The sequence below is a fragment of the Bacteroidia bacterium genome (assembly GCA_016218155.1).
GTDB lineage: Bacteria > Bacteroidota > Bacteroidia > Bacteroidales > GWA2-32-17 > GWA2-32-17.
The window spans coordinates 17,218-39,334 of the sequence record JACREQ010000008.1 but is presented as its reverse complement, the minus strand read 5'-3'; the positions used below and the strand labels follow the sequence as shown (position 1 = coordinate 39,334).

The 22,117-nt window shown below is 30.7% G+C and carries 20 protein-coding genes and 3 tRNA genes; 14 read left to right on the top strand and 9 right to left on the bottom strand.

The features are described 5' to 3' along the window. Positions 1-110: 110 nt before the first annotated feature. From HY951_00880 to HY951_00865, 4 genes are all read left to right on the top strand, one after another. Positions 111-183: transfer RNA gene (locus HY951_00880), tRNA-Thr, on the top strand. Between the two features lie 75 nt (positions 184-258). Next, positions 259-331 (top strand) — tRNA-Gly (locus HY951_00875). Between the two features lie 81 nt (positions 332-412). Beyond that, entirely contained in the window at positions 413-1,360 is a 948-nt protein-coding gene (corA, locus tag HY951_00870) for a magnesium/cobalt transporter CorA (GenBank protein ID MBI5538583.1), read from the top strand. Positions 1,361-1,396: 36 nt separating this feature from the next. Further along, positions 1,397-3,298, top strand: coding sequence for an NAD-binding protein (locus HY951_00865; protein MBI5538582.1), 1,902 nt, complete (start codon positions 1,397-1,399; stop codon positions 3,296-3,298). A 164-nt stretch (positions 3,299-3,462) separates the two neighbouring features. Here HY951_00865 and HY951_00860 read toward each other — a convergent pair whose 3' ends face one another. After that, complete coding sequence (locus tag HY951_00860) at positions 3,463-4,206, bottom strand: YebC/PmpR family DNA-binding transcriptional regulator (GenBank protein MBI5538581.1); 744 nt, start codon at positions 4,204-4,206, stop codon at positions 3,463-3,465. A 75-nt stretch (positions 4,207-4,281) separates the two neighbouring features. Beyond that, entirely contained in the window at positions 4,282-4,677 is a 396-nt protein-coding gene (locus HY951_00855; GenBank protein ID MBI5538580.1) for a hypothetical protein, read from the bottom strand. Positions 4,678-4,847: 170 nt separating this feature from the next. Here HY951_00855 and HY951_00850 point away from each other — a divergent pair, with 170 nt between their 5' ends. Then, the gene (locus tag HY951_00850) at positions 4,848-6,587 is read left to right on the top strand and encodes a C10 family peptidase (protein ID MBI5538579.1); all 1,740 of its coding nucleotides are present in this window, start codon (positions 4,848-4,850) and stop codon (positions 6,585-6,587) included. 7 nt (positions 6,588-6,594) lie between these two features. Here HY951_00850 and HY951_00845 read toward each other — a convergent pair whose 3' ends face one another. The 5 genes from HY951_00845 to HY951_00825 form a co-directional block, all read right to left on the bottom strand. After that, complete coding sequence (locus HY951_00845; GenBank protein ID MBI5538578.1) at positions 6,595-7,239, bottom strand: HD domain-containing protein; 645 nt, start codon at positions 7,237-7,239, stop codon at positions 6,595-6,597. Further along, the gene (locus HY951_00840) at positions 7,236-7,724 is read right to left on the bottom strand and encodes a YkgJ family cysteine cluster protein (GenBank protein MBI5538577.1); all 489 of its coding nucleotides are present in this window, start codon (positions 7,722-7,724) and stop codon (positions 7,236-7,238) included. Before HY951_00840 ends, HY951_00845 begins: the two co-directional genes overlap by 4 nt. Before the next feature lie 4 nt (positions 7,725-7,728). Then, the gene (locus HY951_00835) at positions 7,729-8,631 is read right to left on the bottom strand and encodes a DMT family transporter (GenBank protein ID MBI5538576.1); all 903 of its coding nucleotides are present in this window, start codon (positions 8,629-8,631) and stop codon (positions 7,729-7,731) included. A 53-nt stretch (positions 8,632-8,684) separates the two neighbouring features. Next, complete coding sequence (locus HY951_00830; GenBank protein ID MBI5538575.1) at positions 8,685-10,550, bottom strand: DUF4153 domain-containing protein; 1,866 nt, start codon at positions 10,548-10,550, stop codon at positions 8,685-8,687. A gap of 100 nt (positions 10,551-10,650) precedes the next feature. Next, complete coding sequence (locus tag HY951_00825; protein MBI5538574.1) at positions 10,651-11,151, bottom strand: hypothetical protein; 501 nt, start codon at positions 11,149-11,151, stop codon at positions 10,651-10,653. A 160-nt stretch (positions 11,152-11,311) separates the two neighbouring features. Between HY951_00825 and HY951_00820 the strand changes: the two genes are divergently transcribed. Then, positions 11,312-12,004 (top strand): RluA family pseudouridine synthase, encoded by a 693-nt coding sequence (locus HY951_00820; protein ID MBI5538573.1) that lies wholly within the window; start codon positions 11,312-11,314, stop codon positions 12,002-12,004. Positions 12,005-12,033: 29 nt separating this feature from the next. On the opposite strand, the gene HY951_00815 is transcribed toward HY951_00820, so the two are convergent. After that, a tRNA-Lys gene (locus HY951_00815) sits at positions 12,034-12,106 on the bottom strand. Positions 12,107-12,293: 187 nt separating this feature from the next. Here HY951_00815 and HY951_00810 point away from each other — a divergent pair. The 8 genes from HY951_00810 to HY951_00775 all read left to right on the top strand — a co-directional run bounded on the left by HY951_00810 (position 12,294) and on the right by HY951_00775 (position 21,690). Next, a complete protein-coding gene (locus tag HY951_00810) occupies positions 12,294-13,100 on the top strand; it encodes an SDR family oxidoreductase (protein MBI5538572.1) in 807 nt (268 codons plus the stop codon). Positions 13,101-13,106: 6 nt separating this feature from the next. Beyond that, positions 13,107-13,511 (top strand): acyl-CoA thioesterase, encoded by a 405-nt coding sequence (locus HY951_00805; GenBank protein ID MBI5538571.1) that lies wholly within the window; start codon positions 13,107-13,109, stop codon positions 13,509-13,511. A gap of 112 nt (positions 13,512-13,623) precedes the next feature. Next, positions 13,624-17,307 carry a hypothetical protein gene (locus HY951_00800; GenBank protein MBI5538570.1) on the top strand — a complete coding sequence of 1,228 codons (3,684 nt, stop codon included), beginning with the start codon at positions 13,624-13,626 and terminating at the stop codon, positions 17,305-17,307. Between the two features lie 9 nt (positions 17,308-17,316). Continuing rightward, positions 17,317-18,459 carry an ABC transporter substrate-binding protein gene (locus HY951_00795; protein MBI5538569.1) on the top strand — a complete coding sequence of 381 codons (1,143 nt, stop codon included), beginning with the start codon at positions 17,317-17,319 and terminating at the stop codon, positions 18,457-18,459. Then, on the top strand, positions 18,460-19,494 hold the full coding sequence (locus HY951_00790) for an iron ABC transporter permease (GenBank protein MBI5538568.1): 1,035 nt from the start codon (positions 18,460-18,462) through the stop codon (positions 19,492-19,494). Then, the gene (locus HY951_00785) at positions 19,491-20,519 is read left to right on the top strand and encodes an ABC transporter ATP-binding protein (GenBank protein ID MBI5538567.1); all 1,029 of its coding nucleotides are present in this window, start codon (positions 19,491-19,493) and stop codon (positions 20,517-20,519) included. The genes HY951_00790 and HY951_00785 overlap by 4 nt, the downstream gene beginning before the upstream one ends. Positions 20,520-20,523: 4 nt before the next feature. Beyond that, the gene (locus HY951_00780; protein ID MBI5538566.1) at positions 20,524-20,733 is read left to right on the top strand and encodes a hypothetical protein; all 210 of its coding nucleotides are present in this window, start codon (positions 20,524-20,526) and stop codon (positions 20,731-20,733) included. Positions 20,734-20,886: 153 nt separating this feature from the next. Continuing rightward, a complete protein-coding gene (locus tag HY951_00775; protein MBI5538565.1) occupies positions 20,887-21,690 on the top strand; it encodes a DUF2279 domain-containing protein in 804 nt (267 codons plus the stop codon). An 11-nt stretch (positions 21,691-21,701) separates the two neighbouring features. On the opposite strand, the gene HY951_00770 is transcribed toward HY951_00775, so the two are convergent. Continuing rightward, positions 21,702-22,091 (bottom strand): OsmC family protein, encoded by a 390-nt coding sequence (locus HY951_00770; protein MBI5538564.1) that lies wholly within the window; start codon positions 22,089-22,091, stop codon positions 21,702-21,704. Between the last annotated feature and the right edge of the window lie 26 nt (positions 22,092-22,117).

Below are 22,117 nucleotides of genomic sequence, written 5' to 3'. Positions count from 1 at the left end.
AAAAGTAATAAGCAAAATAATATTAGTGTATATTGTTTGGAAATATATATTATTTTCATTTTAAACAAAAGTTGGGTGCTTAATTTAATTTTATAATTTTGCACAAAAATGCCTCTTTAGCTCAGTTGGTAGAGCAACGGTTTCGTAAACCGTAGGTCGTGGGTTCAAGTCCCATGAGAGGCTCAGATATAAAAAAAATAATTGCTGTTAATTTATTTTTATATAAAAGGTTTTTTTCTAATTTTGTAAAACTCATTAGCGGGAGTAGCTCAGTTGGTAGAGCATCAGCTTCCCAAGCTGAGGGTCGCGGGTCCGAGTCCCGTTTCCCGCTCAAAAGGTTCTTTAAAATGTGATAATAGAACGTCTGTTATTGCATTTTTCTCCGGATGCAAACCTTAACGCGGAAGGGATTATGGTAAATATTTTTTTTAAAGAAAACGACAAGCTTAAGCTACATCAGGGAATTTCAGATATTGAAAATATTCCTGGTTGTGATATTGTATGGATTGATCTTTTGCAGCCTTCATATGAAGAACGAATAGCAATTGAAACGCGTTATAAAATTACACTTCAAACCAGACAGGAGATAGAAGAAATTGAGGTCAGTTCCCGATATTTTGAATCTGATACATTAATTGTTACTAACTCACATTTTCTTATCCCAACCGAAAATGAATTCAGAAAAGAACCGATATCTTTTATTTTGAAAGATCATATTCTTTTCTCACATAGAAATTCAGAGACAAGAACTTTTACAGAAATTTACAGAAGAATTGATTTTAATTTTAAGCTTTCTGATGCTTACCATGTTTTTCTAAGTATTTTTGAAATACGTATCGATCTTGATGCTGATATGATAGAAGCAATGGTAAAAGATATTTCTTCAATATCAGGATTAGTTACTCGCGAAAAAACTTTTTCGGAAGAAATACTTGTTAAGATTTCGAAATTTCAGGAAGACACAATGCAGCTTCGCGAAAATATTATTGATAAGCAACGCGTGCTTTCTGCAGTTTTAAAAAGTGATTATTTTCCACAGGAACTTCATAATAAAATCAGAGTAATGATAAAGGATACAGGATCACTTTTAGATTATACTGTTTTTAGTTTTGAACGATTGGATTTCTTACAGAATACTTTTCTTGGTCTTGTGAACATTGAACAAAATAAAATCATAAAAATATTTACTGTTGCAACAGTAATATTTATGCCTCCAACATTAATCGCCAGTATTTACGGTATGAATTTTAAGTTTATGCCAGAAATAGGATGGAAATTCGGATATTTGTTAGCAATATTTTTAATGATTTTTTCTGTTGCTGTAACTCTTATTCTTTTTAAGAAAAGAAAATGGTTATAGGTTTTTAATTTCTCAAATTTTTATTTATTTCAATATATGAAATCATCTGCTTCATTCAAAGAAAAATTAAGATATGCCTTTGATAACACAATGACTTCAGGTACTCTATCTCTCATTGTTTGGTTAGGTATTCTTTCACTTTTAGTAGTAATAATTGCTGCTGTAATAATTATAATTACTGGAATTACTCCTATAGATAATCCGCAAATAAGTTTTTTTGAAGCATGTTGGCAATCTATGATGCGTGCTATGGATTCTGGTACCGTAGCTGGAGATATTGGATGGAAATTCAGAGCAATTATGCTAGTTGTTACTTTAGGTGGTATTTTTATTCTTTCAACTTTAATTGGTGTTTTAACTTCCGGTATTCAAACAAAAATGGAAGAATTACGCAAAGGAAAATCAAAAGTACTTGAAACAAATCATACTTTAATTTTAGGTTGGTCAACAAAAATATTTTCTATTATTTCTGAATTAATTATTGCAAACGAAAATCAGAAACGTCCAAGAATAGTTATAATGGCCGATAAGGATAAAGTGGAGATGGAAGATGCAATAAAATCACATATTAAAAAAACAGGTAATACTAAAATTATTTGTCGTTCGGGAAGTCCTTTAAATCTTCAGGAATTAGAAATGGCAAATCCGAATTTTGCACGTTCAATAATTATTTTATCACCTGAAAATGACAACCCGGATACATATGTTATTAAAACAATGTTAGCCGTAACAAATAACCCTAAAAGAAAAAATGAGGACTTTCATATTGTAGCTGAAATAAAAGAAGAGTCAAATATGGAAGCTGCAAAATTAGTTGGCAGGCATGAAGCAGAATTAATTTTATCACCGGATATTTTAGCACGTGTTACTGCTCAAACATGCAGACAGTCGGGATTAAGTGTTGTATACACCGAGTTGTTAGATTTTGATGGTGTTGAAATTTATTTTAATGAAGAGCCTAAATTAATAGGAAAAACATTTAAGGAAGCATTATTAATGTATGAAGAAAGTGCATTAATGGGAATTATGTTTGCTGATAACAAAGTGACAGTAAATCCTCCGATGGATACAATTATTAATAAAGGCGACAAAATAATTGCAATTTCTGAAGATGATGATACTATTGTGTTATCAGGTAAAACAAATATTGAAATAAACGAATCAGTAATAAGAAAAGGAAAACCTGAACCTAAAATTATTGAGAATACATTAATATTAGGATGGAATCATAAAGGTTCATCTATAATTAAAGAAATAGATAATTATGTTCTTGATGGCTCTAATGCACTAATAGTTTCTGAAATTGAATCAACAAAATCTGAATTGGTAGAACTTGAACCTTTATTAAAAAATCAGAAAGTTGAGTTTTTACAAGGTAATATAATTGACCGAAAATTTCTTGATTCATTAAATGTTGAAAAATTTAACCACATTATTATATTGTATAATTCGCATATCGAAGATGTGCAGGAAGCAGATGCAAAAACTTTAATCTGTCTGTTACATCTAAGAAATATTAGTGAGATAAAACAAATGGATTTTAGTATAGTAAGCGAAATGATTGATATCAGAAATAAAGAACTTGCCGAGGTAACTAAGGTTGACGACTTTATTATTGGTGATAAATTAATAAGTTTATTTATGTCGCAGGTTTCAGAAAATAAATATTTAAAACCTGTATTCGATGATTTATTTGATGCAGATGGTTCTGAGATTTACGTTAAATCGGCTGCAGAATATGTTGAGTTAGGAAAAGAAGTTGATTTTTATACTGTAACAGAATCTGCAGCAAGACAAAATCAGGTTGCTATAGGATATAAAATTCATGCATTAGAGCATGCGGCTGATCAGGGTTATGGAGTTGTGGTTGATCCTAAAAAATCAGCAAAAATTACTTTTGTTGAGAATGATAAAATAATTGTAATTGCTGAGGAATAAGAAGTACTTTTCCATTGGAATCCCTGCGGGAAAAATTAAAAGTGCCTAAAATACTTAAAGTACTTAGGCACTATTTTTAATATTATTGGAAGTAGTTAAAAAGCGAAAGTTTTATTTTAAACTTTAGTACACTTAAGGCATTTTAAGCACTTAAGGCACTTTTTTTATTCCATTGCATTCATTAGCTCATCTGTCATTTCTAAATTGTGAAATACATTCTGAACATCATCATCGTCTTCTAATTCATCTATGAGTCGCATTACTTTTTGAGCAGTATCAACATCTAATGTTTTTGTATCATTAGGTATTCTTCTTAATTCGGCATTTTCAGCTTCAATTTTTAATTCGTCTAATTTTTTCTGAACTTTTCCAAAAAACTCAAGCGGACAATATAAAGTATAAACATCTCCATCATCTTCAATATCTTCAACTCCAGCGTCAATTATGTCTAATTCGATGTCTTCCATGCTTTTAATATTTTCCTTAGTAATAGTAAAAACACCTTTTCTGTCGAAAATAAAACTTAAAGAGCCATTTGTGCCAAGACTACCGCCGCGTTTGTTGAAAACTGCACGAACATTGCTTACTGTGCGGTTATTGTTGTCTGATAAGCATTCTACAAATACAGCAACACCACCTTGTGCATAACCTTCAAATGTTGATTCAGCATAATTGCTTCCATCTGAGCTAGCCTTGCTGATAGCTCTCTGAATGTTATCCTTAGGCATATTAACACCTTTGGCATTCTGAATAGCCATTCTTAATCTTGGGTTGCTATCCGGTGCAGTACCACTTTCTTTTACTGCAATGCTTATTTCTTTAATGATTTTTGAGAAAATTTTTGAGCGTTTTGCATCAATTGCTCCTTTTTTTCTTTTAATTGTTGACCATTTATTATGTCCTGACATAGGATTTTTTTTAGTTGAAATTCAAATACAAATTTGCATTATTTTTTTTTGATTCTAAAAATTAATTCCTGTTTTTTAATACACAGTAAAATTTATTGATGAAATTGTTTTATTTCCGTTGACTAATATTCCGGTTGCTTTATAATTACCAGTTTCATTAATGTTAAAACTTGAAATAAAAATATGACCGTAGGATTGAGGATTAGTAAATTCAGCCGAATAATATGTAGTATCAGCTTTTTCAACAAGCAATTTTACATTTGAACCTGCCATGTCGTCAACACTCTCAATTCTGAACCATATTGCTGATGAATGATAAAAATTTGTAGATACCCCGGTTAATTCCATTGATGATGTTGACATACTGGTTCCGAGACTAATATTATTTGTAAATTCATCTTCTGTTACTTTTTCTTTTTTACAGCTTGAAAAAGAAATAATTATAATTATTAGAATGAGAGTTCTTTGCATCTATTTTGTTTTTATACTTACAAAAATACAAATATGATTTTAAATTATTAACTGGTTACTAAAAATTACCAAAATCGATTTAGATATGAACTTTTTGTTTTAAAAATCTGGAAATATTAATACATTTACAAAAATTTGATTATTTAAATTTGAAATATAAAATGAATAAAATGAGAAACAAAATATTTTTTATCGCATTAATTCTGAATATTGTTTTTGCGAATTATATAGCTATTTCAGCTCCGGTTTCGTTAGATAAAGCAAAAGATGTTGCTGTAAATTTTTATAATTTGCAATATTATAGAGTTAATGGAACGTTACCTTATTATAAGGCAATTACAATAAATCCGGTATCTGCAAAAAGTAGTGTAGGTTATTGGGTTTGTAATTTTTCTAATGGCGGATATGTGATAATTTCAGGTGATGATATTGCTTATCCGGTTATTGGATACTCCTTTGAATCAGAATTTGATTTAAATAATATTCCAGAAGCTCTTCAGGATTGGTTAACTTCTGCTTCAGAAAGTATTGACCTTGCAAAATCAAATAAAGCAAATACTGGATATCAATATTTATGGGAAAAGTATTTGAATAAAACTGAAATTAATAACATGCAGAAGCAATCAATTCAAAATGTAAGTCCTTTTGTTACTACCAAGTGGGATCAGGGTGTTAATTACAATAATTATTGTCCTGCAAATGTTAATGGTCCCGGTGGTCATTGTCTTACGGGATGTGTTGCTACAGCAATGGCTCAGGTAATGAAATATTATAATTATCCCGAAAGAGGGAGGGATTCTATTCTTTATACAGGTAATAATAATGTAGTTTTTGAAAATACATATTATCGCTGGAACGAAATGACAACTTATGCAAATAGTACCAGTGGTGATGCAATTTCTGAATTAATGTTTCATTGTGGTATAACAGTTAATATGAATTACGGACCCGATGGATCTGGTACCATGACAGAATATGTTCCCTGGGCATTAATTCATAATTTCAGATATCATCCATCAGCAGGATACCTACAAAGAAAAAATGTTACAGATAAAGATTGGGATATAATTATTCGCGATAATTTAGATATGTTGCATCCTGTTTTGTATAGTGGACAGGGTACAGGTGGTCATGCTTTTGTTTGTGATGGTTATCAGGATACCTGTTACTATCATTTTAACTGGGGTTGGAGTGGAGCTGCTAATGGTTATTTTTATAATAATGATTTAACACCTTACAGTGATAATTTTTCGAATGACCAAGGTGCTGTAATTAATATTAAACCTTATCATGCTGCAGTATGCTATAGTGGAAAAGTGTTAACAGATAGAAGTCGTACTTTTAATGATGGTAGTGACTATTCTTATTACTGGAATAATACTGATTGTAACTGGTTGATTGCTCCGGATAGTGCAGAAACAATCAGATTAACTTTTACTTCATTTGATACGCAGGCTAATGCTGATTTTGTTAGTGTTTACGATGGTGCCGATACAACTGCTACATTAATTGGAAAATATTCAGGAAGCCAGATTCCACCTGTAATTAATTCAAGTGGAAGTAAATTGTATATTGTGTTAAAAACAAATGATACTATTCAGGGACAAGGTTTCGATGCTTATTATGAAACAAAGATTATAGGTGTTGAAGAGACATTATTAAGCCGTTTTTTAAGTTTTTATCCAAATCCTGCGACTGATGTGTTATTTGTTAAATTAAATGATATTCATAACTGGGATGGCGAAATCGAAATTTATAATATAACAGGATCATTAGTTAAAAAATGTAATATAAAGCTTTCATCTGAAAATTCTGCTTCTATTAATGTTTCTGAATTAAAACAAGGTTTTTATATTATAAAAGCTAAAGGAAATGAAGGCGAGTTTAGTACAAAGCTTTTGATTAAGTAGTATTATCTTAATTACTATTCCACTCTTCAAAAAACTGCTCTAAAAACTTAACCATATATTCGTGTCTTTGTTCTGCAATTTGTTTACCCGTGGTGGTATTTATTCTGTCTTTTAATAACAATAGTTTTTCGTAAAAATGATTAATTGTAGAACCATCGCCTTTTTTGTATTCTTCAAATGAATTATGAAGTATAGGTTTATTTTCGGGATTATATAATTCTCTGTTTTTGCTTCCTCCATATGCGAAAGCGCGGGCAATACCAATTGCTCCGATAGCATCTAATCTGTCGGCATCCTGCACTATCTTGCCTTCAAGTGAAAGATTTTTTTCGTTTACATTAGCACCCTTAAAAGATAAATTTTCTATTATTTCGCAAATATGTGTAATTGTATTATTTTCTATATTATTTTTAAAAAGCCAGTTTTTAGTGTTTTCTGTTTTAGTGTTATTATTAAGTTTCCAATCGTCGGCATCATGTAGTAAAGCTGCCATTTCAATAATAAACAAATTGCAGTTGTTTTCAGTTTTTGCAATTTTTAAAGCAGTATTTCTTACACGTAACGTGTGTGCAAAGTCGTGTCCGTTTGTGTTTGACGCAAATAATTCGGAAACGTATTTTTGTGTTTTTAGAATAATTTCTTGTTTATTTATTTCCATGATTTTTTTACTTCTTCTAAAATTTCATAAACTGCCGGACACGTATAAGTATTTTTTATAGTGATTTTACTTTTTCGTAGTATTTCCGGTTGGTGTGTGTGAGGGTAATCTGCACATGCTTTTGGTCGCGATTTATAAATTGAACAATAATTATCTGAACCTAGAAAAGGGCAGGGCATGGTTTTAAATACTGCATCACCATCCTCATCAATTCTTAAATATTTTTGTTCAAAGTCTGCCGCTTTAATATTTAATGCTTTTGATATTTGTCTTATATCTCTTTCAGTTAATCGAGGTCCAAGAGATTTGCAACAATTTGCACAATCAAGACAATCAATTTTTGAAAAAATGTCATTATTTAATTTGTGAAATATTTTATCGAGTTCATTTGCTTTGCCGGGTTTAATACTTTTAAAAAAAAGTTTATTTCCGGGTTCGGCTTTCTTTGCTAATATTGACAGTTTATCAAGATAAAGCATTGAATTAATTATTTCCTGAAAAAAGATTTTTATAATTTATTTGAGAAATAGTAAGTGCAAAAACAACAACAGTTATTCCGGCAATCTTAATTCCAGGTAATTCTTCGTCCATTAAAAAATATGCAAAAATTGCAGTCAGTACCGGTATAAGATTAGTGAAAATACTAGCTCTGTTAACACCTAATTCTTTTATTGCATATGTAAAAAAAGCATAAGAAAGCGAAGATGGAAAAACTCCTAAAAATAATATTGTGTAAATAATCTTTGAAGTAAATGCGGATAAATGAAAAGTATGAAAATCAAAAATAAAAAACAATGGAAGAAATGAAACTATTCCCATTAAATTTTGCCATGTAATAATTGTAATTGGCGAATATGAATTAGAAATATGTCTGATAACCATTGTGTATCCAACAGCAGAAAATACTGCAATCATTAAAAGCCCAATACCTAATGGTGACGCATTAAAACTTAAGTCACGTTCAAAAATTATCATAACAACTCCTACAATAGAAATCATTATTCCAATTAAATTTAAAATTGAAACTTTTTCTCTGAAAAGTATCCATGCTGCCCATGGAACAAATAAAGGGATTGTTGCTATCAATACAGCTCCAAGAGTAGAAGAGACAAATTGCAAACCAAATGTTTCACCTAAAAAATAACACAATGGTTCGAAAATAGTTAACAAAATAAACCATTTAAAGTCAGGTTTCTTAATCGGTTCAAGAATATTAAAAATTTTAGTAAGTAGAATTAGGAAAATACTTGATACAATTAACCTGGCTAAAATTAAAGTAATCGGTGTAAGTGCTTCTAATGAAATTTTTGTTCCCACAAATGAGAATCCCCAAAAGATCATTGACAATACAAGGCAAAAATAAACAAGAAATAAACTTTTTTTCATAACGGGCGAAGGTAGCCAATTTTTAATTTTTAAGCAGAATATAAAAAAATGTTTTATTTCTTTGTAGAAACAAGAATATCGGCTTGTATTTCCTGAATACTGTTTAGTTTATCCTCAATTTTATTTCCAGATAAATATGTGAAAATAATTTTATAAGAACTTTTAGTGTTTTCAATATTTAAAGTCATATCTTCCTTATTATACTGGAAATAATTATTAGTTCCTGATATTTTTTTATCTGTTATGTTTTTAACAAATGCAAAAATGTCAATATTAATAGTAGTGTCATTATTTATAAACTGAAGATTTCCCTTATCAGGAATAAGTATAATATCAAGTTTTGTTGAATCTGAAAGTATATAATTTGTTTTAATTAATGTATCAGTACTTTCGTTTTCGTAGTTATAATAATATGACCTATAATTAATAAAATAATCGTATCCTGTAACTTTTAATGGCGATTCGTTAGAATTGTACTGACATGTATATGAAAATTGTGTTTTACCATTTTCAACATATGGTAAACTAAGATTATATTCAATTCCCATGTACGTTGTTAACTTATTCATGCCTTCGTAGCTGGAGTAATATCTGATAGTGTCACGATTAAAAACTGTATCAAGATTTTGTGTAAAAAAATTCTGAATAGATTTGTGTCCGTGCATATCAACCATATAAGATAAAGTTGAACAGATTACAACATCATCATCAATTGTAATTTTATTTGTGGCTTTTATTATTTTTCCATCTTTTAGCATATTGTTTTTTGAAAGTACACTTTCAAGTCTGTTCATTTGATTCCACTTAGAGATTTTAAAAACATTCCATGGTCCATTTATAGAAAATAATGCCAATACAGTTAATGAAAGAGGAATTATTCTTATTAGTTTATATTTTTTTATAATTATAAAACCAGCATTAAATACCAACCATACACCTAATAATATTACAAATAATCTATTTTCGGTAATTCCATATTCAGATACTCTTTTAAATATGGCGATAAAAAACATTATAAGCAATGGAAATAATGAAATAAAGAAAACATTTGAGAAAATACGAATTCCTTTATTTTGTTTTTCTTCTCTTATTGGATATAGTAGAAGGAAAGATAATACTCCTAAAATCGCATAACCAAGTACAAGATATACAACCCAACCAACAGGCCAGTCTTGTGTTATTATAATTTTAATAAAATATGTGTACAATATTAAAGCATATATCAACACAAGAGGAATAAGAATATATTGTGTAAATATTTTGATGCCTAAAGGATATATTGTTGTTTGATCGAGTTTACGGAAATGTTTAGGTGCACCGGCAAGAAAAAACCAAACACCAAAAATTCCAACATGTACTATCCATAATCTTAAATAATATTCTTCTTTTATGTTAATGTCGAATAGTTGGTCAATTGCAAGTAATGCCAGAGAAATACCTAAAAACAATACTCCGGCATACAAAATTGTTAATAACAAACGAAGAAATAATATTTTATTAAATTGCCAGAAAGAATATTGATTTTTAAAACCAATGTATGGAGAGAATGAAACTAATAGATGGAAAATTAATAGCCATATTATCATTCTTATGTAGTGCTTTTCAAGAAATAAATCGGGAAGTGTAATATAATAAAGGAATAAAAAAATAAAACCGGCACAACGTATTAACAATTTAAATGTTTTTGTGACTTCCAGCCTTTCTGCAAATAATGTTAAAGAGATAAACATTGGAATACCAATAGCACATGTCATTATTAAATGGTACCAAGAAGTATAATCTCTGTATCCGTCGTAGTTAAAGTCAACAACATACAATGAGGCAAGTGTTCCAATAATAGCAATGCTTATTGTAAATGGAAAACGAATAAAAGTATTCTGACTTTTCAGGAATAAATATTTTATACTTGGCAGTTTCATAAAGCTTTATTTATTTAAGCAAAGTTACTCAACAATAAAGTATTTTCAAATAAAAATTGAAATCAAAAAAGTTAAACAGGAATAAGGGTAAAAAATGGGATTATTTCATTTTTATTAATAGCTCTGTATTAATTTCACCATTACCTTTTTTGTCCCATATTTTAGTACACCATTTATATGTTCCCCCTTTAATCATCGGATGACTGGTTTCAATTAATATACCAATGCAATCACTTACCAGAATAGTGTCGAAGCCAATAGTATCGTAATCCATAAACAAATCATCATTTCTAAAAAGTATTGCACCTGTGGAGTCAATAACACTCATTGATGCACCAACATATGCTTTACCATCAACTAAGTTAAAACCTCTTGTTCCTATAAACTGCATTTCAGCTGTAGAATCCAAAGTAATTAAATTGTCTTTTAGTGTATCTTTCCATTGCAATACAAAAACTTTGTCGAATGATAATCCTTTCTTAGTATAAGTAATGTTTAATGTAGATTCGTTTGATTTGTTACAACTTATTGAAAAAACAATCAGGATAATTAAGATAAAGCTATATATACTTTTTTTAAGCATGTCAGAAAAATTTCTCAAAGATATTTATTTTTTTTCCGGATTCTTTCTTAATTATTGACATGATGTTTAATAACAAATAAAACAGTTGAGCTTTTTTATTTATGCATATTATTATAATTTCAATAACTTTGTATTTAGTTACATCTTTGTTAATTGCTTATAATTAAAAAATAAAAAAATGCCAATTTCAAATTCAGATATTCTTTATGAAGACAATCATTTAATAGCAATTAATAAAAAGGCAGGAGAGCTTGTACAACCCGATAAATCTGGTGGTGAGTCGTTGGAAGAATCTGTAAAGCAATTTTTAAAAGTAAAATATAACAAAGAAGGAAATGTTTTCTTAGGTGTTACTCATAGAATTGACAGACCTGTTAGTGGATTGGTTTTAATGGCAAAATCTGCTAAGGCACTTTCCAGATTAAATCAAATGATGCAAGATCATAAATTTAAGAAGACTTATTGGGCTATAACAGCAAATAAACCGGAATCTGATGAAGGTAAGCTAGTTCATTTTATTCGCAGAAATGAACAAAAAAATATGTCCTCAGCATTTAAAAAAGAAGTAACCGGAAGTAAGCTGGCTGAATTAAATTATAAAGTAATTGCAAAATCCGAAAGATATTTTTTATTGGAGATTGAGCTTATTACCGGTCGTCACCACCAAATTCGTGCACAGTTATCGGCAATAGGTTGTTCAATTAAGGGCGATTTGAAATATGGTTTTAATCGTTCAAATCCAGATGGAAGTATAAGTCTTCATTCAAGAGAAATTTCATTTGTTCATCCTGTTTCGCAGCAAAAACTTACAATAAATGCACCTGTTCCGAATGAGAAATTGTGGTTGCATTTTCAACTAACTATGAAATAAAAAAAGCTGCTTTGATAAGCAGCTTTTCGTGATCCAGCTGGGATTCGGACCCAGGACCCCATCCTTAAAAGGGATGTGCTCTACCTACTGAGCTACTGAATCGATACCCTTTTTAAAAGAGAGTGCAAAGCTATAATCATTTTGCAAAATATGCAAAAACATATGAGAAAAACTTTAAAATATTTTCAATATCTTTTATAATCATCATATTTTCAAGTATAATCATTTTAAAAATCTTTATTTTTCTTTATCAAATGAACAGTTATCTTTGTAAAAAATGAAATTATAAATGAGCAAACGTGTAGTCATAATTACTGGCGCTTCATCAGGAATAGGAAAGGCTTTAGCATTTGAGTTTGCAAAACGTGATTATAGAATTGTAATTGCTGCAAGAAATGTAGAAAACCTTGACGAAGTAAAAAAAGAACTAATTAAGTCAAATTGTGAAGTTGTTTCGGTTATTGCAGATGTTGCAAAAGAAGAAGATTGTAAATTAATAATTGATAAAGCAATTGAACATTTTAATCAGATAGATGTTTTAATTAATAATGCCGGAATTTCGATGCGTGCAATTTTTGAGGATCTTGATTTAAATGTTCTTAAAAGATTAATGGATACAAATTTTTGGGGAACGGTATACTGTACAAAATTTGCTTTGCCATGGCTATTAAAAGCAAAAGGAAGCGTAGTTGCAGTTTCTTCTATTGCTGGTTTTGCTCCACTTCCAGCCAGGTCAGGGTATTCTTCATCAAAATTTGCAATTCATGGTTTTTTACAAACATTAAGAGTTGAAAATATTAAAAAGGGATTACACGTAATGATTGCTGCACCTGGATTTACTGCATCAAATATCAGAAAAACCGCATTAGTTGCAGATGGTAGTCAACAGGGTGAAACACCAAGAGCCGAGGAGAAATTAATGACTGCAGAAAAAGTTGCATTTTATATTGCAAAAGGAATAGAAAAACGAAAAAGAACTATTGTACTTACTTCACAGGGAAAGATGGTTGTATTATTATATAAATTATTGCCATCTTTAATGGATAAAGTTATCTATAATAGTATGGCTAAAGAGCCAGATTCACCTTTAAAATAATTATTTATGCTTTCGTACATTACTGAAATTAGAGTTAGATATGGTGAAACAGATAAAATGGGAGTAGTTTACTATGGTACCTATCCATTATACCTTGAGGTAGCCAGAACCGATTTAATGAGAAAACATGGAATTGTTTATCGTGATATGGAGGAAAATGGTATTCAGATGCCAGTTGTTCATTTAGAATGTACTTATATTAAGCCTGCATTTTATGATGATATAATTAAAATAAATACAATAATTAAAGACATAGCCGGTAGTAAAATAATTTTCGATTACGAATTGTATAATAAAGATAACCAGATAATAAACAAGGCTAGTACTACTTTAATATTTGTTAATTCAATTACAGGAAAGCCTTGCAGGCCACCTGCAAATATTTTAGATAAATTTAAAGAGATTGTTTAGGCATATATTTTGACTGTTAATGGCTTTTTTGTTTTATATGACCTATGTTTTTTAGACTCTATCTTTTTTGTATATTTAAATTTTAAAAATAATCGTTTGAATTAAAAATAATATGCTGTTAGTTAAGTTTGTACGACAATTTTGCAACCCGAAAACTCTGTTTACTCTCTTTGTTGCATTCTTTATCTATATCTCCAATTTTTCATATGCTCAAGGACCAAAAGGATATCTTGAAGTAGTAGGAAAAGTAAAAGGTGGTAAAAAAATTATAACTGCCGATGTTAATATATATTTAAACAACTCTAAAATTGATTCAAAGAAAACTACAGCAGATGGAAAATTTAATTTTAAGTTTGATATTGACAAGCAGTATATTGTAGAAGTTGTATCAACCGGTTATGTAACAAAAAAGGTACTTTTTGATACAAATGCACCTGAAAAGGATTTAATTTATAAATATTCATTCACTGTTGAGTTATTTGAATCATTTCCGGGTATTGATGTCTCTACTTTAAGTAAGCCTGTTACGAAAATCAATTATAATGAAGATGCAGATGCTTTTGATTATGACGTAGCTTATACTGATGTAATGAGAAAGGAAATTGATAAGATTACTAATCAGATAGATGCACTTAAAAAACAATCTTATCAACAGATTATAACAAAAGCAGATGAACTTTTTAAAACTGAGAAATATGAAGAGGCTATAACATATTACGAAAAAGCTATTGATGCTGATCCATACAGTGATTATCCCGATAAGAGAATTATGGAATGTGAAAAGTTAATTGCAAATAAACAGGGAAATGATAGTCAATACACTAAATTAATTGCTGATGCAGATCAGGGTTTTAATACTAAAAGCTATGTAGCTGCAAAAGAAAATTATAAAAAGGCCTCTGGAATAAAACCAACCGAACAATATCCAAAAACAAAAATTGCTGAAATAGATAAAATACTTGCCGAACAAAAAAACGAGGCGGATCAGAAGGCAAAGGATGATCAATACAAAGCTGCTATAGCAAAAGGTGATGCCTCTTTAAATGGTCAAAAGTATGATGAGGCTAAAAAATCTTATAACGATGCATTAGCTATAAAACCAACCGAGCAATATCCAAAAACAAAAATTGCTGAAATAGATAAATTATTAGCGGATAAATCTGCCAAGGAAAAAGCCGATGCCGAAGCAAAAGCTGCAAAAGAGAAAGCTGATGCCGAAGCAAAATTAAAAGATGATTCATATAAAGCAGCAATAGCAAAAGCAGACGCTTTCTTAGCAGGAAAAAAATACGATGAAGCTAAAAAAGGATATAATGATGCATTAGCGATAAAATCTACCGAACAATATCCAAAAACAAAAATTGCTGAAATAGATAAATTATTAGCAGATAAATCTGCCAAAGAAAAAGCCGATGCCGAAGCAAAAGCTGCAAAAGAGAAAGCTGATGCCGAAGCAAAAGCAAAAGAGGATTCGTATAAAGCAGCTATAACAAAAGCTGACGCTTCTTTAGCAATGCAAAAATATGATGATGCAAAGAAGGGTTATAATGATGCATTAGCAATAAAACCAACAGAACAATATCCCAAAACAAAGATTTCTGATATTGATAAATTATTGGCAGATAAACTAGCAAAGGAAAAAGCTGAAGCTGAAGCAAAAGCAAAATTAGAAGCGGAAGCAAAAGCTAAGGCCGAAGCAGATGCAAAAGCAAAGGCCGATGCAGAAGCAAAAGCTAAAGCCGACGCGTTAGCAAAAGCAGCCAAAGAAAAAGCAGATGCCGAAGCAAAGGCAAAACTAGAAGCTGAGGCAAAGGCTAAAGCCGATGCCGAAGCTAAAGCCAAGGCTGATGCATTAGCGAAAGCAGCCAAAGAAAAAGCAGATGCTGAAGCTAAAGCAAAACTAGAAGCAGAAGCAAAAGCAAAGGCCGATGCAGAAGCAAAAGCAAAAGCCGACGCATTAGCAAAGGCTGCAAAAGAAAAGGCTGATGCAGAAGCTAAAGCAAAATTAGAAGCTGAAGCCAAAGCCAAAGCTGATGCAGAAGCAAAGGCAAAAGCCGATGCATTAGCAAAAGCAGCCAAAGAAAAAGCAGATGCTGAAGCCAAGGCAAAACTAGAAGCCGAGGCAAAAGCAAAAGCTGATGCTGAAGCAAAGGCAAAATTAGAAGCAGAAGCCAAAGCGAAAGCCGAAGCTGATGCAAAGGCAAAAGCCGACGCATTAGCTAAAGCTGCAAAAGAAAAGGCAGATGCAGAAGCTAAAGCAAAATTAGAAGCTGAAGCCAAAGCAAAAGCTGATGCAGAAGCAAAGGCAAAAGCCGACGCATTAGCAAAAGCAGCAAAAGAAAAAGCAGATGCAGAAGCTAAAGCAAAACTAGAAGCTGAAGCCAAAGCTAAGGCTGATGCCGAAGCAAAGGCAAAAGCCGACGCATTAGCTAAAGCTGCAAAAGAAAAAGCGGATGCTGAAGCCAAGGCAAAACTAGAAGCTGAGGCAAAAGCAAAAGCGGATGCTGAAGCAAAGGCAAAATTAGAAGCAGAAGCCAAAGCGAAAGCCGACGCTGAAGCAAAGGCAAAAGCTGATGCATTAGCAAAAGCTGCGAAAGAAAAAGCTGAAGCTGAAGCCAAAGCAAAATTAGAAGCCGAGGCCAAAGCAAAGGCAGATGCAGAAGCTAAAGCAAAATTAGAAGCTGAAGCCAAAGCTAAAGCTGATGCCGAAGCAAAGGCAAAAGCCGACGCATTAGCAAAAGCAGCCAAAGAAAAAGCAGATGCTGAAGCTAAGGCAAAACTAGAAGCTGAAGCCAAAGCTAAAGCCGATGCAGAAGCAAAAGCAAAAGCCGACGCATTAGCAAAGGCTGCAAAAGAAAAGGCTGATGCCGAAGCTAAAGCAAAGTTAGAAGCTGAAGCCAAAGCTAAAGCTGATGCCGAAGCAAAGGCAAAAGCCGACGCATTAGCAAAAGCTGCCAAAGAAAAAGCAGATGCTGAAGCCAAGGCAAAACTAGAAGCCGAGGCAAAAGCAAAAGCTGATGCTGAAGCAAAGGCAAAATTAGAAGCAGAAGCAAAAGCTAAGGCTGATGCTGAAGCAAAAGCCAAGGCAGAGGCTGATGCAGCTCAAAAAGCAAAAGAAGAATCTTATAAAGTTTTCATTACAAAAGCTGATCAGGAGTTTACCTCAAAAAGTTATGAAAATGCAAAATCTAACTATCAAAAGGCTTCCAATTTAAAACCTGATGAAAGTTATCCTAAATCAAAAATTGCTGAAATTGAAAATTTATTAGCTCAAAATAAAAAGAAAGATGAGGAGCAGAAAATAAAAGATAAAGCATACGATGATGCGATTTCAAAAGCTGACGAGTTTTTTGGCAAAAAGGAGTATCCATCAGCTATTGCCAGTTATAAAACTGCATCTTCAGTTAAACCAAATGAAAATTATCCTAAACAGAAAATTTTTGAATGCCAAAATTTATTAAAAGAGCAGAACTTAACAGAACAGCAGAAATTAGAGGCTGAAAAGCAAAAACAGATTGAGGAAGCAAAGAATAGTAATAAAAAACTTGAAGAAATAGATTATACAAATAAAGCAGTTGTTGAAAAATTTCTTTCTGAATTATCAAAAAAATACCCAGAAGGAGTAACTGAAGAAAAATACGAAGATGCTTCTAAAAAAATAAAAAGAGTTATTGTAAATAAAGGTGGTCTTGCTTCAGAATTTAGAGAGGTAACACATAGTTGGGGAGGGGTTTATTATTTTAAAAATGGTCAGTCCATTTCAAAAACAATTTTCTATACTGAAACTAAGAAATAATATTTCGCTATGTTATATATTTATTTATGGCGAATATTATTCTTATTTGTTATAACTGTTTTAATTTCTTGTGAACCACAAAATATAATAAATCAGAATAAAGATTACTTTATTGATTCCTTTAAGATAAAGTTAAAGTATGCAAAGCATTTGGATTTTTCAATATCAGATTCTGTAATTGCTGTTAGGGTTTATAATCCATGGCAATCTGCAAAAGATAAATCGTTTAATTATTTGTTTTCAATTAATAAAAGTAAAAAGAATGATTTTATTAATATACCTGTAAAACGAGTTATCTGTCTTTCAACATCACATATAGGTTTTATTACTGCACTAAATAAACAAATGAATATTATTGGTGTTTCAGGAGCACAGTTCGTTTATGATAGTCTAACTCAACTTTTAATAAAACAAGGTAAAATTGTAGATGTTGGTTATGAACAGAGTTTGAATTATGAACTAATATTATCTTTAAAACCTGATGTTATTATTGCTTATGGTGTAGAAAGTAAAAATGTGGGATATGTAACAAAGCTTGAAGAGCTTGGATTACCTGTAGTTTTTGTTGCAGAATATTTAGAGGAAACTCCTTTAGCAAAAGCAGAATGGATAAAGTTTTTTGGTATACTATTTAATATGAAACAAAATTCAGATTCGTTATTTTCTGTTATTGATAGTAATTATAACAATATAAAGAATATTGCATCGAAATATTTAGAAAAACCAAAGGTATATGCTGGATTACCATGGAAAGATACATGGTACATTGCAGGTGGGAAGAGTAATCTTTCATGTCTTATAAGCGATGCAGGGGCTGATTATATATGGAAAGATAATAACTCTAAAGAAAGCTTTCCATTAAATCTTGAATTGGTGTTTGATAAAGTTTCTAAAGCTGATTTCTGGATAAATTCAGGTTCGGCAACTTCATTAAATGAAATAAATGTAACTGATTCACGACTTTCTCAATTAAAATCATTTAAAAATAAAACAGTTTATAACAATATAGCAATAAGTAATTCTTTTGGTGGTAACGATTATTGGGAATCAGGGGTTGTAAATCCACATATAATATTAAAGGATATTGTTAAAATTTTTCATCCAAAAGCATTTCCTGATTATAAAATTCATTATTATAAAAAGCTTGAATAAATGAATTTATTAAAAAAAAATAACAAAGCTTTTATACTAATTGTTTCAATAATAATTGTCATAATACTTGTATTTATTGATTTGATTAATGGTCCTGTAAGGATTAGTATTAGTGAGGTGTTAAAATTATTTTATAATTGTGGTAGTTCAAATGATAATTTTTCGACAATTTTTTTTGATATTCGTTTACCAAGAGTGTTAACAGCAATTGTAGCCGGATTGTCTTTGTCTGTAAGTGGTTTGTTAATGCAAACTTTGTTTCGTAATCCACTTGCAGGACCATATGTTCTTGGGGTAAGTTCTGGTGCTGGACTTGGTGTAGCTTTTATGGTTATGGGTTTCTCAGCATTTGGGTTGAACTTTGTTGAGTTAATGGGAAGTGGCGGAACTATCCTTGCTGCTTGTATCGGTTCTGGTTTATTTATGTTGCTGATATTTGCAGTTTCATTAAAAATAAGAGATGTTATGACATTACTTATAACCGGAATGTTATTGGGTTCTGCTGCTGGTGCAATTATAAATGTTTTTCAGTTTGCAGGTTCTGATCAATCTCTTAAGCTATTTGTGATATGGACAATGGGTAGTCTTGGAAGTACAACATGGCCGCAGCTTGAACTAATGTCCGTTGTGGTTTTAATTGGAGTAGTAATTTCTTTATTTCTTGCATATCCATTAAATGTATGGTTATTAGGCGATGAAAATGCGAGAGCTTCAGGAGTAAATATTTCAAGAGTTAGAAATATATTGTTAATATCAACTACACTTTTAGCAGGTAGTATAACAGCTTTTTGCGGACCTCTTGCATTTGTAGGTATTGCAGCTCCTCATATTGCCAGGATGATTTCAAAAACATCTGATCATCGTTTTTTAATTCCGTTTAGCGGAATTGTTGGAATTGCAATGCTTCTAACAGCAGATATTCTTACTCAAATACCCGGATCAGGTTTTGTTCTTCCTATAAATTCAACAACATCGCTGTTAGGTGTTCCTATTGTATTGTGGATAGTCTTAAAAGGTAAAAAAATGTGGTTATGACAACAAATATCAAAACTACTATATCTGCAAAAGATCTGGTTACTGGATATAAAACCGGAAAAAAATTTAAAACAATTCCATCATTTGCATTAAATTTTGAAGCAAAATCAGGAGAGCTAATAGCATTAATAGGATCAAATGGCTCAGGAAAAACTACTCTTCTAAGAACCATTGCAGGATTACATCCAAGTAAAAGCGGTGAGTTAAATATTTGTGACTTGTCGCCAATGAAAGCAAATAGATTGGATTTTGCAAAGTCATTATCAATAGCTACTACGGAACTCTTAAAAGTTGCATATACTTCAGTTAATGAGTTTGTAACATTAGGCAGATTCCCATATTCTAATTTTTTTGGAAAACTTAGTGCTGAAGATATGCACATTGTTAATTTAGCTATTGAGGAAACAGGTATAGCATCAAAACGAAATGAGCAGATGAATTGTTTGAGTGATGGTGAGCGCCAGAGAGCTGTTATTGCCAGAACACTTGCTCAGGATACTAAGGTTATTTTATTTGATGAGCCTACTGCATTTCTGGATATTAAAAATAAAGTCGAAATTCTTAATCTGCTAAAATCACTTACTTTAAAGTTTGGTAAAACTATAATTTTTTCAACTCATGATTTATCTTTAGCATTACACCTTGCTGATAAAATATGGCTTATTTCTTCTGAAAAAATGATTAGTAAAATTCCCGAACAAGTAATTTTTGACGGGGATTTGGCAAATGAATTTGATTCTGATTTTTTACATATTGATAAAAATTCAGGAAATTTAACTTTTATAGAAAAATATTCTTTAAATATTGGATTATCAGGGAATAGCTCTCTTTTTAATGTAACTTCAAATGCATTAAAAAGAATTGGTTTTAATGTAGTAAGTAACAAATCTGAAAGTTTAAACGTTATAATCGATGAAAATGAGAAATTAAGTTTATGGAAGTTAAGTAATCAAAACAATACTTTGGTTTTTAATAATCTTGAAGATTTAATATCGCATTTAAAATTCATAAAACTTAAAAAATAATTTTATGTTAAAAAAAATTGCTTCTTATGCCTTAGTTGCAATGGTACTAGCATTGACCGTACTTGGTTTATTATCAATTTGGGATATTATTTCAATTGAAAAGGTAATGCAAAAGACATTATTATCATTATTTGTTATTTTTATTGCTTCTGTTGTAGTACTTTTTATTTTTGGAGTAGTTATTAGAGAAGATAAAAATTCTAAACAACCGTAGTGAATTTTTTTGTTTAATTTTAGGGTATGATTAACTTCATACCCTATTTGTTTTTATAATGTGAGAAAAACTCTTTGTTGTTTAATTGTTATTTTATTTTTTTTTAATAGTATAGTTGTCTCCCAGAACGACACTCTGTTAAATAAAAAGAGGTTGTATTTTTTCTCTGGAGTTACAGCAGTAACATACACAGGAACTATGTTAATGTTAAATGAGCTATGGTATAAGAATTATTCTCATAGTTCGTTTCATTTTTTTAATGATAGTAAGGAATGGCTTCAAATGGATAAATCTGGTCATGCTTATTCTACATATTATTTGAGTTCGGCATTGATAAGTGGATTTGAATGGAGTGGTTTTAGACATAATAAATCTGTTGTTATAGGATCAGGTATTGCTTTTATTGCAATGTCGGGTATTGAAGTCTTTGATGGCTATTCTTCGAAATGGGGGGCTTCGTTAAGTGATTTATCTGCTAATTTTGGTGGGAGTGTACTTTATGCAAGTCAGGAATTATTATTTAAGAAACAAATTTGTCGTTTAAAATTTTCATACCACCCAACAAATTGGCCTGTATATAGACCAGATGCGCTTGGCGAAAATGATTTTCAATCTGTTATAAAAGATTATAACGGACAAACTTACTGGCTTTCTTGTAATTTAAAATCAATTACCGGAATTAATAAAATGCCGGGTTGGTTAAATATTTCTTTAGGTTATAGTGGTGAATCTATGCTTGGAGGTAATGATAATAATGATATAACCATAGAGGCAGTAATTCCTCCACCTGATCGTTATTGCCAGTATTATTTGTCGCTTGATGCAGATTTAACTCAGATTAAAGTAAAAAGTAAAGTTTTAAAATCAGTTTTTAAGGCTTTAAATTGTCTTAAAGTTCCTTTTCCTGCTTTAGTTTATGAGCAAAATAAATTGAAATTTAGTTCACTTTATTTTTAATGAATACTAAATTATTTTGTGCAAATATTTATTTGTGGTGGCTGTATTAAGTGACGTTTTACAGTACAAAGTTCAGCAGAATTAATTAGAGCTTCTTTATATTTTTCTGGAAAATCTACTGGTAATTGTATTTCAATATTTATTTTAGATACTAAGTGTGAAGTGTTATCATACTCCATATTTTGAATAAGTTTTAGTCCGTTTGTAGAAATATCTCTTTTATCACAAAAGGATTTAACAACTATTCCTGTACAAGTTCCTAAAGAAGCAAGAAATAAATCAAATGGAGTTGAAGCACTGTTGTTGCCACCTGATGAGATAGATTGGTCTGTATTAATTGTATGTCCGTTATAATTTGCAATAACTTTTTTGGCACCGTCAAAAGTGATAATCATTTCCATAAATAAAAATTAAAGTAAAATGTTAA